The sequence below is a fragment of the Streptomyces sp. NPDC059456 genome (assembly GCF_042750055.1).
GTDB lineage: Bacteria > Actinomycetota > Actinomycetes > Streptomycetales > Streptomycetaceae > Streptomyces.
The window spans coordinates 1-12,452 of sequence record NZ_JBHYVA010000198.1 but is presented as its reverse complement, the minus strand read 5'-3'; the positions used below and the strand labels follow the sequence as shown (position 1 = coordinate 12,452).

General features: G+C 72.9%; 13 protein-coding genes and 1 pseudogene. 3 read left to right on the top strand and 11 right to left on the bottom strand.

Annotated features, from left to right (window positions below; translation table 11 throughout):
- From ACFXA3_RS19085 to ACFXA3_RS19070, 4 genes are all read right to left on the bottom strand, one after another.
- Positions 1 to 612: hypothetical protein (locus tag ACFXA3_RS19085; RefSeq protein WP_385188172.1), on the bottom strand; the 612-nt coding region annotated here is incomplete at its 3' end.
- Positions 599 to 2,209 (bottom strand): substrate-binding domain-containing protein, encoded by a 1,611-nt coding sequence (locus ACFXA3_RS19080; protein ID WP_385188171.1) that lies wholly within the window; start codon positions 2,207 to 2,209, stop codon positions 599 to 601. The genes ACFXA3_RS19080 and ACFXA3_RS19085, both read right to left, overlap by 14 nt.
- Positions 2,206 to 3,399: a toxic anion resistance protein gene (locus ACFXA3_RS19075; protein WP_385188169.1), complete on the bottom strand. Its 1,194-nt coding sequence runs from the start codon at positions 3,397 to 3,399 to the stop codon at positions 2,206 to 2,208. The genes ACFXA3_RS19080 and ACFXA3_RS19075 overlap by 4 nt, the downstream gene beginning before the upstream one ends.
- A 12-nt stretch (positions 3,400 to 3,411) precedes the next feature.
- Complete coding sequence (locus ACFXA3_RS19070) at positions 3,412 to 4,488, bottom strand: hypothetical protein (RefSeq protein WP_385188168.1); 1,077 nt, start codon at positions 4,486 to 4,488, stop codon at positions 3,412 to 3,414.
- 143 nt (positions 4,489 to 4,631) lie between these two features.
- Here ACFXA3_RS19070 and ACFXA3_RS19065 point away from each other — a divergent pair, with 143 nt between their 5' ends.
- The gene (locus ACFXA3_RS19065) at positions 4,632 to 5,051 is read left to right on the top strand and encodes a hypothetical protein (protein ID WP_385188166.1); all 420 of its coding nucleotides are present in this window, start codon (positions 4,632 to 4,634) and stop codon (positions 5,049 to 5,051) included.
- A 54-nt stretch (positions 5,052 to 5,105) separates the two neighbouring features.
- On the opposite strand, the gene ACFXA3_RS19060 is transcribed toward ACFXA3_RS19065, so the two are convergent.
- Positions 5,106 to 5,519: a hypothetical protein gene (locus ACFXA3_RS19060; RefSeq protein WP_385188164.1), complete on the bottom strand. Its 414-nt coding sequence runs from the start codon at positions 5,517 to 5,519 to the stop codon at positions 5,106 to 5,108.
- Between the two features lie 100 nt (positions 5,520 to 5,619).
- Positions 5,620 to 6,831: a pyridoxal phosphate-dependent aminotransferase gene (locus ACFXA3_RS19055; RefSeq protein ID WP_385188162.1), complete on the bottom strand. Its 1,212-nt coding sequence runs from the start codon at positions 6,829 to 6,831 to the stop codon at positions 5,620 to 5,622.
- A 267-nt stretch (positions 6,832 to 7,098) separates the two neighbouring features.
- Here ACFXA3_RS19055 and ACFXA3_RS19050 point away from each other — a divergent pair, with 267 nt between their 5' ends.
- Entirely contained in the window at positions 7,099 to 7,575 is a 477-nt protein-coding gene (locus ACFXA3_RS19050; protein ID WP_385188160.1) for a macro domain-containing protein, read from the top strand.
- 21 nt (positions 7,576 to 7,596) lie between these two features.
- Here ACFXA3_RS19050 and ACFXA3_RS19045 read toward each other — a convergent pair whose 3' ends face one another.
- Positions 7,597 to 8,043 (bottom strand): nitroreductase family deazaflavin-dependent oxidoreductase, encoded by a 447-nt coding sequence (locus ACFXA3_RS19045; protein WP_385188158.1) that lies wholly within the window; start codon positions 8,041 to 8,043, stop codon positions 7,597 to 7,599.
- 138 nt (positions 8,044 to 8,181) lie between these two features.
- Here ACFXA3_RS19045 and ACFXA3_RS19040 point away from each other — a divergent pair, with 138 nt between their 5' ends.
- Positions 8,182 to 8,757, top strand: coding sequence for a hypothetical protein (locus tag ACFXA3_RS19040; protein WP_385188156.1), 576 nt, complete (start codon positions 8,182 to 8,184; stop codon positions 8,755 to 8,757).
- A gap of 86 nt (positions 8,758 to 8,843) precedes the next feature.
- Here the strand turns inward: ACFXA3_RS19040 and ACFXA3_RS19035 are convergent, their stop codons facing one another.
- From ACFXA3_RS19035 to ACFXA3_RS19020, 4 genes and pseudogenes are all read right to left on the bottom strand, one after another.
- On the bottom strand, positions 8,844 to 9,029 hold the full coding sequence (locus ACFXA3_RS19035) for a hypothetical protein (RefSeq protein ID WP_054224160.1): 186 nt from the start codon (positions 9,027 to 9,029) through the stop codon (positions 8,844 to 8,846).
- Between the two features lie 68 nt (positions 9,030 to 9,097).
- The gene (locus ACFXA3_RS19030; RefSeq protein ID WP_385188154.1) at positions 9,098 to 10,108 is read right to left on the bottom strand and encodes a YdcF family protein; all 1,011 of its coding nucleotides are present in this window, start codon (positions 10,106 to 10,108) and stop codon (positions 9,098 to 9,100) included.
- Positions 10,109 to 10,201: 93 nt separating this feature from the next.
- A complete protein-coding gene (locus ACFXA3_RS19025) occupies positions 10,202 to 11,773 on the bottom strand; it encodes an amidohydrolase family protein (protein WP_385188153.1) in 1,572 nt (523 codons plus the stop codon).
- Positions 11,774 to 11,786: 13 nt separating this feature from the next.
- Positions 11,787 to 12,413, bottom strand: a pseudogene (locus ACFXA3_RS19020) (amino acid deaminase); the annotation flags it as partial.
- Positions 12,414 to 12,452 lie beyond the last annotated feature (39 nt).

The window sequence follows — 12,452 nt, the reverse complement described above, 5'->3', positions numbered from 1 at the left end:
CCCGCGCCCCCCCCGATCGGCGGGGTGCGACGGCGGCCGGCGCACCACCCTGTCCTGGAGGTCCGCCGTCAGGCGTTCCGCCTCCTCGTGCAGCAGCGACAGCTGCCGCTCCAGGTGGCGTTCCGGCGACTCCCCGCCCGGGGTGAGCCGGGTCCACCAGCGGGTCCGGTTGTACGTGTCCACGCACTCCGGCACGTCCAGCTCGATCGCCCGCGACAGCGTGTGCACCGATTCCGGATCGGCGGCCAGGACGTCGGCCACCCACCCCGGCTCCAGCAGGGCCCCGTACAGGTCCATCAGCTCCGCGAGCCGGCCCGCGGCCGGATCGGGCAGCTCCACCTCGGCCACGTACTCCCGCAGCCGGCCGAACCGCTCCCGCACCCCGCCCAACTGCTCGGTGGGACCCTGCGGCCGGGGCGGCTCCGGCGGCTCCGGCGGGGCGACCAGCGCGCCCACGCCGTAGAGCCCGGCCACGACGAGCGGCCAGTACGCGCCCGCCGCCCCGGTGACGGTCAGGCCCAGCCCGAGGATCCCGCAGGCGCTGCCCGCCAGGTTCTTCTTCGACTCCAGGCAGCGCAGGAGGCGCGTACCGAACGCCCTACTGGTAGCCACGGATCTCCTCGAAGGCGCCGCCCAGCGAACCGTTGCCGCCGGTGGCGTCGAAGAGCCGTCCGCCGGTCAGTTCGGTGATGTGGCCGAGTTCCTTGCGGTCCGAGTCCCCGAACAGCACCGCGAAGACCGGCGTGTGCTTCTGCGCCTGCGGCAGTCCGGCGTAGAAGGTGTCGAACTCCTTCGCCTTGTCGCCGCTCTGCCCGTCCGTCATCAGCACGATCGAGGTGAACGCGTCCGCGTTGCCCCGGCCCAGGTGCTCGTACGCGGCCTTCAGACTGCCGTACACCGCCGTGCCCCCCTCCGGCCGGAGCGACTTCACGTCGCTGCGGATCGCGTCCAGCGCGGGCCCGGGGTCGCCCGGCTCGACGACGTGCGTCAGCACCTCCTTCACCTTGTCGCCGAACGGCAGGAGCGTCACCTCCTCGCGGTCCCGGAACCGCTGCCCGGTCCCCGAACCGCCCGTCCCCGTCAGCTCGGTGAGCGCCGACCGCAGCCGCCCGATGCGGTCCTCCTCGGCCATCGAGCCCGAGGTGTCCAGCACGTACACCGTGCGCGAGGGGCGGCGCAGCTCGTTCTCGTACGAGGCCAGCAGCCCGTCGGCGACCGACCGGGTGCCGGGGAACGGCAGCTCGCGCCGCTGGTCCGGCTCCAGCCCGGCGGCGGGCCGCACCCCGGCCGTCACCGGCCGGCGGAACGTCTTCTCGGTGATCGCCTTCTGCGCCCCGGCGCCGCTGAGGTAGTCGGTCAGCGCCCGCCCCGACTCGCGGGCCCCGGCCGGGGCCGAGGTCAGCAGGGTCAGCGGGTAGTGGGCGGTGACCACCCCGTCGCGCGGCCGGATCACCGTCAGGCCCGCCTTCGCGTCCCGGTTCATGGACAGCAGCACCGACTCGTAGTTCACGAGCGCGTCCACGTCCCCGCGCTGGGTGTACGCGGTGGCCAGCCAGCCGGAGGAGCCCGAGGTCAGCTTCTGCCCGGCGAAGAACTCCTTCAGCTTGGGCTGCGCCGTCTTCACGTCCGCGTCGGTCAGCGCCGCCTGCGCGCCCGACAGCCCGGAGGCCACCGAGATCAGCGCGGAGAAACCGGAGTTGGAGCGCACCGGGTCGGTCATCCCGTACGTCAGCCTCCCGGCGGCCACGGCCTCGTGCACCGCCGACCAGGTGACCTCCTCCGGCTTCCAGCCGAGCCGGGCCAGCGCGTCCGCCCGGATCCCGAGCGCGACCGGCGAGGACATCACCGGCGTCTCGCTGCTGAGCTTGCCGGCGGCCTCGGGGCGCAGCCGCAGATAGTCGTTGGAGGACAGCCAGATGGCGTCGTACTTGCCGTCGGCCTTCCCGGAGGCGACCTGCTCGACCGCGTCCAGGGTGCCGGACCAGGTGAGCTCGACGCCGACCCCGGTGGCGGCCTTCGCGGCCTTCAGCACCGGCTCCATGTCGGCCAGTTCGCTGGAGGCCAGCACCCGCAGCACGCCCTCCCGGTACGCCGACCGGTCCGGCTGCGCGGGCCCCTCCGAGGTGCAGGCCGAGGCCCCCAGCAGCGTCGCGGTGAGCGCGACGGCCGCGGCCAGCCGTCTGCGCACCGACGCGGTACGGATGCTCACGGGGCCCCGCCTTCGAGGACGCCGGAGGTGCGGGTCCGCGCCAGGTACGCCGAGGCGGTCCGCAGCTCGCCGGTCAGGGACTCGACGGTGGCGGCCATGTTCTCGGCGGCCTGCGCCCTGAACGCGTCGATCGCGTCCAGCGTCGTGTGGATCCGGGCGAAGGCCGAACGCAGCGTCTCCGCGCCCACCGCCGGGTCGGCCGCGATCCGCTGGATCTCGCCGCTCTGGGTGGACAGCATGTCCGCGTTGCCCCGGATCAGCTCCTCGGTGGTCCCCTTCAGGGCGTCGACCTGCTCGATCACCCGACGCTGGCCGTCGAGGGCCGAGGCCAGCATCACGGCGATCCGCAGGGCGGAGACGGTGGTGGTGGCGGCCCGGTCGACGCCCTTGATCAGCTCGTCGTTGGTGCGGCGGACCACGTCCATCGCCAGGTAGCCCTGCGCGCACACCGCCAGCTGGGTCAGCAGGTCCTGGTGCTTCTGCCGGACCGGGAAGAGGAGGTCGGCGCGCATGACGTCGGCCGCCTGCGGGTCCGTGTGCTCCGCCTCGGCGATGCGCTGCCCGACGGCTGCGTCGAGGGCCCCGGTGAGGACCGCGTACTCCTGGAGCCTGCCCATGGTCTCCCACAGGCGCGCCCGTTCGGTGTGCAGCGCCGCGTTGTCGCGGCGCAGCTCGTCCTGGCCGCCGCGCAGCGCGCCCACGATCTTGTCGAGGGTGGTCTGCGAGGAGGCGTACCCGGCCACGTGGTCGCGGAGCCTGTTGCCGCCGGGCAGCCTGGCCAGGAGGCCCTTGACGCCCTTGGCGGGCGTGTCCCGCGGGTCGAGGTCCGCCACGGTGCGGCGCAGTTCGACCAGGGAGCCCGCGACCCGGGCCTGGGCGTCGCCGCCGTCGGAGCCGAGGGACCGTACGGCACGGTCGAGCATCCGGTTGGACTGCTGGGCGGCGCTGCGGATGTCGGCGGAGCCGAGGGCGGAGATCTCGCCGACGCGGCCGGCGAACTCGGGGGAGCGGGTGTCGATCCCGGCGAGCGAGCCGACGTACTCCCCGGCCCGGCGGGCCATCTCCTCGTGCACGCCGTCCTGGAGCGGGACGAGGCCGGAGGTCTGTTCCCGCCGGACGGGGGCGACGGGTTCGGGAGCGGTGAGGACGAGCGGGCTCTCCGCGCCGTCGGCGGGTCGAGTCGGAGTCATGCGGTGGTCCCCCTAACCCTTGGCGCGCTCGGCCAGCGCCATGAGGATCTTGACGGTCGGTGCGCTGACCTGGCGGATGCCGGTCAGCTCGGGGTTGAGGTACGCGGCGTGCGCGGCGGTGGCCGCGGTGAACTCGGGCACGCCGTTCTGCGGCCGGAACCCGTGGCGGACGGCCAGCTCGCGCAGCTTCGGGTCGTTGGCGAGGAGGTTGCCGAGCTCCTCGGCGTTCTGGCTGATCGGCACGAAGGTGTGCGGGGAGTTGACGGTGGTGTCCGGGTAGAGCACCACCATGTCGCCCGGAGCCCGGCCCTGCTGGAGCAGGGCGGCGACCTGGGACTCGTACGCCAGGATCAGCGGTTCGCCGCTGCCGGAGATGAAGGCCCGGAACGGGTCGTCGGTGCTCGGCTCCAGGGCGCCCTGGACGGAGATCAGCTTCTGCATCAGCGGCGCGGTGCGGTCGATGCCGGCCTGGTCGGAGACCACGTTGTTGCCGTTGGCGACGTTCGAGGTGGCGGCCAGGAACAGGGCCCCGGAGTTGGAGGTCGCCGGATCGGTGGTCTTGATGAACACGGTGCCGCCGAGCTCGGGGTGGGCGGCGGAGCCGGACAGCTGCTGCCAGGTGCGCTTCTCGTCGGCGGCCCTGAGGTAGGGGCCCATCAGGAGGGTCCCCCAGTTCTTGCCGGTCATCTTGGCGAGGCCGTTGTCGGCGAGCACCCTGGCGGCGTTCGCGCGGGCGATGACCACGAGCGGGGAGAAGAAGGGCCTGGTGGTCTGCGCGCCCTTCACGCCCGCCGCGGCCTCGATCTCGGGGGCGGGTTCACTGCTGCCGGGGAAGGCGAAGTCGAATTCCTTGAGGGCGAGTTGGTCCATCGCCCAGGATCCGGACGTCTCGGTCTTCACGGTGTAGCCCTTGTCGGCCAGGGCTTTGACGACGTCGGGGTCGCGGAAGTACTCGGACTTCTCGGACCCGATGACGCCTTTCACGGTCTTCGTTGCCGTGCCGGGGGTCTTCTCTCCTCCGGCGAGCGCGATGGCGGTCACGCCGCAGAGGAGGACGACCGCCAGGGCGATTCCCAGGATGCGTCTCACGGGGGCAGCGTGCTCGCGGAAACCCACATTCCGCGCGAAGTTGAATGAACGTCGGGTGTCCAGGCGGTCCCACTTCGAAATGCTGTGTGGATCGGCCGGTGCTGGCAGGCGGGGCGGCGGGCCGGGAGGATCGTCCCATGGGCGTGAGCGCGTTGAAGTGGCAGGGCTGGGCGGTCGGCCTGACGGTCGTGGCCGGCCTGCTGGTGTTCGCCCCGCTGGGCCTGTACGTGTGGGCCAGCGGTGAGCCGGGTGCGGCCCCGTCGCGGCCCGCGGTGGACGACGTACGGGTGACCGGGTGCCGGGTCGACGCGTGGAGCCGGCGGGTGGTCGCGGCGGTGGAGGTGGCGGGCCGGCCCGGGGGCGACGGCGCGTACGTCGTCACGGTGGAGTTCCGCGAGAAGGCCGATGCGGAGCCGGGTGAGCGGGCGGCCCAGGCGCTGGTGAGGATCCCGGGGGTGGCCCCGGGCGCGACGGAGCGCGGCGAGGCGGTCGGGCCGGTGTGGCCGGTCGCGACGGTGCCGTGGTGCGGGGTCGCCGCCGCCGAGTTCGCGGCGGCGCCGTAGCCGCGGGGTCATGGCGCCCGGTCCCGAGCCTCCGCGGCCCCCGACCGGGGCCGGTCAGAGGCTGCCGGCCAGGTGCTGCGGGGCCAGGGCGGCGGCGTGGGCGTCCATGCGCTCGGCGGCGAGGATCGCGACGGTGGTGTCGGCGCGGGACGCGGCGACGACCAGCGCGCGGCCGGCGAGGTCGTGGGCCCGCTGGTGCAGGGCGGCGAGTCCGGCGGCGCCGGTGATGTCGGCGTGCGGCGCGCGGGCGGGCTCGGAGCCGCGCAGCCGCGTCACCTGGGCGGCGATCCGGGCGGCGGCGCCGTCGAGGCCGAGCTCGTCGGTGACGGTGAGCAGGGCGGCCAGATGTCCGGCGAGCTGGATGTCCAGCGCTTCGGCGCGACTGCTCTGCGGGTACCCGGCCTGGCGGTCGGAGTGGTGGCCGCCCACACGGTGGACGACCGACTTGGTGCGGATCGGCTCGTACATGAGGAGGCCTCCTGTCTGGTCAGGAGGCCATCCTACATTGGATTGGTTCTAAAGTTGTGCTCGATCCGGTATTCGGACTCCCGTGCGGGGGAGGCGGGCCCTAGTGCTGGCCGTACCCGTCCAGGAACTTGCCGATCCGGGTCACCGCGTCCGCCAGGTCCTTGGCGTTCGGCAGCGTCACGATGCGGAAGTGGTCGGGCTCGGACCAGTTGAAGCCGGTGCCGTGCACCACCATGATCTTCTCGGCCCGCAGCAGGTCGAGGACCATCTGGCGGTCGTCCTTGATCTTGTAGACGGCCGGGTCGAGCTTCGGGAACAGGTACAGCGCGCCCTTGGGCTTCACGCAGGTGATGCCGGGGATCTGCGTCAGCAGGTCGTAGGCCGTGTCGCGCTGCTCCAGCAGCCGCCCGCCCGGCAGCACCAGGTCGTTGATCGACTGCCGGCCGCCGAGGGCCGTCGCGACGGCGTGCTGCGAGGGCATGTTCGCGCACAGCCGCATGTTGGCCAGGATCGTCAGGCCCTCGATGTACGAGGAGGCGTGCTTCTTGGGGCCGCAGACCGCCATCCAGCCGGCCCGGTAGCCGGCGACGCGGTAGTTCTTGGACAGCCCGTTGAACGTGAGGGTCAGCAGGTCGGGCGCGATCGCGGCGGTGTTGGTGTGCGTGGTTCCGTCGTAGAGGATCCGGTCGTAGATCTCGTCGGAGCAGACGATCAGGTTGTGGCGGCGCGCGATGTCGGTGAGCCCGCGCAGCATCTCGTCGTCGTAGACGGCACCGGTCGGGTTGTTCGGGTTGATGATCACGATCGCGCGGGTGCGGTCGGTGACCTTGCGCTCGATGTCGGCGAGGTCCGGCATCCAGTCGGACTGCTCGTCGCAGCGGTAGTGCACGGCGGTGCCGCCGGCCAGCGAGACGGAGGCGGTCCACAGCGGGTAGTCCGGCGCGGGGACGAGCACCTCGTCGCCGTCGTCGAGCAGCGCCTGCATCGACATCTGGATCAGCTCGGAGACGCCGTTGCCGAGGTAGATGTCCTCGACGTCCAGCTCGATGCCCTTGGTCTGGTAGTGCTGCATGACCGCGCGGCGCGCGGAGAGCAGCCCCTTCGCGTCCCCGTACCCGTGGGCGTTGCCCAGGTTGCGGAGCATGTCCTCGAGGATCTCCGGCGGGCACTCGAAGCCGAAGGCCGCGGGGTTGCCGGTGTTCAGCTTGAGGATGCGATGACCTGCTGCTTCGAGCCGCATCGCCTCTTCGAGGACGGGGCCGCGGATCTCGTAGCAGACATTGGCGAGTTTCGTTGACTGGATCACCTGCATGACGGGAGCTTACGGGCCGGGCGGCCGGTCCGCCGGGGTATTCCGAACGGGAACAGGGGGTGGGATATGTCCTGTTTCGCGCGATGGGAGGGTGGCGGTGCGGTCCGCCCTTGGAAACGGCGGCCACCGCAGCGCTCCGACCTGCGGAATGGGTGAGTACGGCGGTGCGGACGGGCAACGGTGTTGCGCTCGTCACTCCGGGGTGCCGGCCGCGGCGCCGTTGTCGGTGCCTGCCCGTACGGTCGTGGGTGGGGAAAGGGGCGGGACGTGGAGCAGCTGAGGATCATCGCGGGGGACGCGACCAGTCCGCAGGCCAAGGGGCCGAAGATCATCGCGCATGTCTGCAACGACATCGGCGGATGGGGCAAGGGCTTCGTGCTGGCGCTCTCGAAGCGCTGGCCCGAGTCCGAGAAGGAGTTCCGGGCCTGGCACCGCCGCCGCAGCGGCAACGATTTCGGCCTGGGCGCCGTCCAGCTGGTCCGGGTGCGGGAGGACGTCTGGGTGGCCAACATGGTCGGCCAGCGCGGCATACGCACGGGCAGCGGCGGCCCCCCGGTCCGCTACGACGCGGTGGAGCGCTGCCTCGCCGCCCTGGCGGGGCACGCGCTCGAACGGGGGGCCTCGGTCCACATGCCGCGCATCGGCTGCGGCCTGGCCGGCGGCAAGTGGTCCCGGATCGAGCCGCTGGTCACCGAGGCCCTGTGCGCCAAGGGCGTGGCCGTCACGGTCTACGACTTCGCCTGAGCGGCTTCGCCGGCGCGGGCGTTACGGGGTGATGATCACCAGGGGGATCTCGCGGGGGGCCGCCGCGCTGCGGTAGTCGTCGAAGAGGGGCCACAGGGCCGTCATCGCCGGCCAGTAGACGTCCCGCTCCGCCGGGCACGCCGTACGGGCCGTGGCCCGGAAGACGGCCCCGCCGACCTGGAGGCGGACCTCGGGGTGGGCGGTCAGGTTCCGGTACCAGGCCGGGTGCTCCGGGGCGCCCCAGTCGGCGGCGAGCACGATGTGCCGGTCCGCGTCGGTCGAGTAGATCAGCGGGGTCCGGGCGGTCCGGCCCGTGGTGCGGTCGAACGTGGTGAGCAGGAGCGTGGGGACCCCGTGCCAGAGGTGGCCGTCGAGTCCGCCGGTCGCCACGTAGTCCTGTACGTGGTCCCGCTCGCGGCCGGGCTTCGGGTCGGTGGGGTGGTCCCAGTCGATGGTGATCGTCTGCATGGCGGTGCCTCCGGAATCAGACCCCCCGCGCGGCTTAACGATCCTTCTCCGATTCTGGATGCGGTCGGCCGCGGCGCGCGCGTCGTGGCGCGCGTGCGCGCGTTGTGCCACATGATCATCATCGGGGAAACTGTGGACATGACAAGGGAAAAGACGGGCCGCATCATCGGCGCGACCTTCGGGCTCGCCTTCGTCCAGGTGAACGCGGCCGCCCTGCCGGCGGCAGCCGCCGTCCCCCTGCGGGTGCTCGCGCTGATCGCCTTCCTGGCCGTGCTCCGCGGGGTGCGCCGCAGCCCCGCGCCCCGGCCGGGCGCGCGCAAGGATGCCGGGGCGCCGTCGTACTTCGGCCGCAGCTACGGGTACGTGGTGGGCGCCGAGGTGATCGCCTGCACGGCCGGGATCCTCGTCCTCAACGGCCCGCTGGACGCTCCGCACGCCGTGGTCGCCTGGATCGCGCTCGTGGTCGGAGTGCACTTCTTCGGGCTCGCGGCCGTCTGGCGGATGCCCGCGCTGAACCGGCTGGCCGCCGCGATGTCCGCGTGCGGCGCCGTGGGCCTGGCGCTGTCCGCCCTCGGCTCCCCCCGGGCGGCCGTCGCCGTGGTGGCGGGGATCCTGCCCGGAGCGCTGCTGCTCGGCTCGGTCCTGTGGAGCGTGCACCGCGAAGCCGCCGGGGCGGCCGGAGCCGCAGCGGCCGCCCCGGGCAGCGCCCCGTAGCGGCCGGGCCCCACGCGGGTGGCCCCGGCCGGGGGAGATGCCCGGGCCGGGGCCGCCAGCAGCTTTCGTCCTGCGTCACCGCCCCGCTAGGGCAGGTAGCGCTCGATGACCTGCGGACCCTCCTTCTCGATCAGCTGGCGCGCCTTCTCGAGCCGCTCCGGAGTCGGCTCCATCCCCTGCACCATCACGAGGTCCTCAGGGTCGTACGGCCGCTCCCCGCCGCTGTACAGCTTGGCCGGCCGGTTGGGCTGCTGGTCCGATTCACTGTCCATCGGTTACCTCCTCGGAATGCCCCCCGATCCCCTCATCCTCCGGCGCCGCCGCCATGAACGCACGTCGGCTACACCGCGGCGACGGCCGCCGCCGCGGTCAGGGCCGCGATCGCCGCGCAGATGCCGAGGTTGACCGTCCGGTGCTCCCAGAACACGGCGACGAACTCGCGCAGGGTGGCGCTCGGCCAGAAGTACGTGGCGGTCGGGGACCCCAGCACCTGGCCGTTGACCCCGGCCCTGCGGGCCGTCATCGCGGCCCGGAAGGCGTGGAAGTTGTTGGTGACGACCACGCAGCGGTAGCCGGGATCGGCATCGGCCATGATCGTGCGGCTGAAGGCGAGGTTCTCCTTCGTCGTGCGGGAGCGGTCCTCCAGCCGTATCCCGTCCTCCGGGACGCCCCGCGCGATCAGCCAGTCGGCCATCGCCCGCGCCTCCGAGAGCCTCTCGTCCGTCCCCTGTCCGCCGGAGACCAGCAGCAGCGGCACCCGGCCGCCGCGGGCGACCTGGGCGGCGTGGATCTGCCGTCCCTTCTCCAGCCGGGAGGCCAGCAGCGGCGACACCCGCTCGCCGCAGATCAGGCCGGAGCCCAGCATCACCACGTAGTCGACGTCACCGCGCACCGTGATCCGTGCGTAGAGGAACGCGTAGACGAGGAAGCAGAGGAAGAGGAAGGAGACGTAGCCGACGAGCAGGACCAGGCCCGCCACCATCGTGTCCGCGACCCGGGAGCCCCGCCCGGCCACCCCGAGGACCAGTGCGATCAGCGCCAGGATCCCCAGCCCCGCCGCCATGGACAGCAGATTGGTCGGCCTGCGGCCCTCCTTGCGGACCATCGTCAGGCCGTTGCGGATCAGATAGCCGGCGAGGACGAGGGTGCCGACCGTCGGCACGGTCAGCACCACCAGGACCGCGATCGCGTCCAGGGGTGACGGCAGCCCGGGTATGCGCAGCAGCACGCCGATCGACGCGCAGATGAGGGTGAGGCCCAGGAGGACCGCGTTCCGGAAGCGCCGGCGGTCCTCCCGCACACTCGCACAGAAGAGGACGAAAAACAGCGCGGCGGGGACAAAGGCGAACATGCCGCCCATCGTAGGCGGACGGCCCGGCACCTCGAAGGGGCCCGTCCCGGGGGCCCGTTGGTCCCGCGGGCGACGCCCGCCGCGCGCGGGACGTCAGCGCCCGCGCCAGGGGGTCCTGCGGATCGAGCGGCCGGCCCGCACGTCCGTCCTGCGCCCGTCGCGCATCACGAAGCGGCCGTCGATGAGCACGTGCGGGATGCCGGCCGGCAGCGCGCGCGGGTGCGCGAACGTCGACCCGGCCGCGACCGTGTCCGGGTCGAAGAGGACGAGGTCGGCGCGGTACCCGGTGCGGACCGCACCGCGGTCGGGCAGCCGCAGCCGGGCCGCGGGGCGGCCCGCGAGATGGGCCACGCACTCCTCCAGCGAGAGCACGCCGAGCTCGCGCACGTAGTGCCCGAGGTAGTGGGGGAAGGTCCCGTACGCCCGCGGATGCGGTTTCGAGCCCTGGAGGATGCCGTCGGAACCCCCGGTGTGGACCCGGTGGCGCATGACCGCCCGGACGTTCTCCTCGTGGCCGACGTGCTGGAGGACGGTCGGCCCGAGCCGGTCCGCCAGCAGCAGCCGCCGGGCACCGTCCCAGTCCCGCAGGCGCGTGCCGACGTACGCCCCGTGCGCGGGGTCCGCCGTCCCCGAGACCTCGATGGTGCTCCAGTCGACGGGGACGCCGTGGCAGCCGTCCGACCCCGTCACCTCCAGCGCGTAACGGATCCGCTCGGCCCCGGCGTCGTCGCGCAGGCGGGCGAGGACCGCGTCGGGACCGCCCTCGTTCGCCCAGCCCGGGAGGAGCGCGACGAGGGTCGTGCAGCCGGGGGTGTACGGATAGGAGTCGAGCGTGATGTCGGCTCCGGCGTCGAGCGCGTCGTCGAGGAGGGCCAGGAGTTCGCCCGCCCGGCCCTCGTTCTCCGCGAAGTTCATGGTGGCGTGCGCGAGGTGCAGGGCGCAGCCCGCCTCCCGGGCCAGCGCGATCATCTCGGCGTACGCGGCGAGCGCGCCGCGCCCGTACGAGCGGTGGTGCGGGCAGTAGTAGCCGCCGTACGCGGCCACCACCCGGCACAGCTCGGTCAGTTCGGCCCCGGACGCGTACATGCCGGGGGTGTAGGTGAGCCCGGAGGACAGGCCGACGGCGCCCTGGGCGAGGCCCTCGGCGACGAGACCGCGCATCCGGTCGAGCTCGGCGGGGGTGGCGGGGCGGTCCTCCCAGCCGAGGGCGTACGCGCGGACGGTGCCCTGGGGGACGAGGTAGGCGGCGTTGACGGCGATGCCGGCGCGGTCGAGCCGGTCCAGGTAGCCGCCCACGTCCCGCCAGTCGAACCGGACGTCGTCGCCCGCGCCGTTCCAGCCGGTGATGGCGGCCCGCACCCCGGCGAGGGTGCGGTCGTCGACCGGCGCGTACGACAGCCCGTCCTGGCCGAGGACTTCGAGGGTCACGCCCTGGGCGGCCTTGGCGCTGTGGTCCGGGTCGCGGAGCAGGGCGAGGTCGCTGTGCGCGTGCATGTCGACGAAGCCCGGGGCCAGGGCCAGGCCGTGCGCGTCGAGGGTGCGCAGGCCGCCGGAGCGGATCCGGCCGATCTCGACGATCCGGCCCTCGTGGACGCCGACGTCGGCGGTGTACGAGGGCCCGCCCGTGCCGTCGACGACGCGGGCCCCGCGGATGACCAGGTCCACCGGCGCGGCTCCGCTAGAAGAACGTGCGGACGTAGTCGGTGACCGTGCCGTCCGCCTCCACCACCGGGATCAGCGGCCACTTCTCGAAGATCGTGCACGGGTGGGACATGCCGAGCGCCACCCAGTCGCCGACCTGCACGTCCTCGGCGGAGTCCGTCTCCAGCCAGGCGTGCTGGTCGGACAGTTTGACCACGCGGACGCCGCCGGCCGGGCGCTCCTCGCCGGTGAGGGCGTCGCGGACCAGCTCGGCCTCCGGCAGCCCCAGGTCGTAGGCGACGTCGCGCTTGCCGGCGTTGACGAAGGCCTGCGTGGCGGAGGGCCGTGAGACGACCTGCGTCCAGAGCCGGAAGGCGGGGCGCAGGCCGCCCTCTTCCGGGATCCGGTTGAAGGGGGTCAGGCGCGTGTACCAGCCGTGGTCGTGGGAGACGTACGCGCCGGAGCGCAGCAGCCGCAGCACGGGCCGGGACAGCTCCGGAATCCCGGCGAACACGTCGGCGACGGCGTCGAACCAGGCGGAGCCGCCGGCGCTGACCACGATCTCGTCGACGCCGGCGAAAAACCCAGCAATGTTGAAAACGACAGACAAAACGGGGTGCCGGCGAAGTGAAACCGTTGAAACGAAACAGTCGGCGCCGGGAACAACACACACCTAAACCCGGATGACGACAAGTAGAAAGGC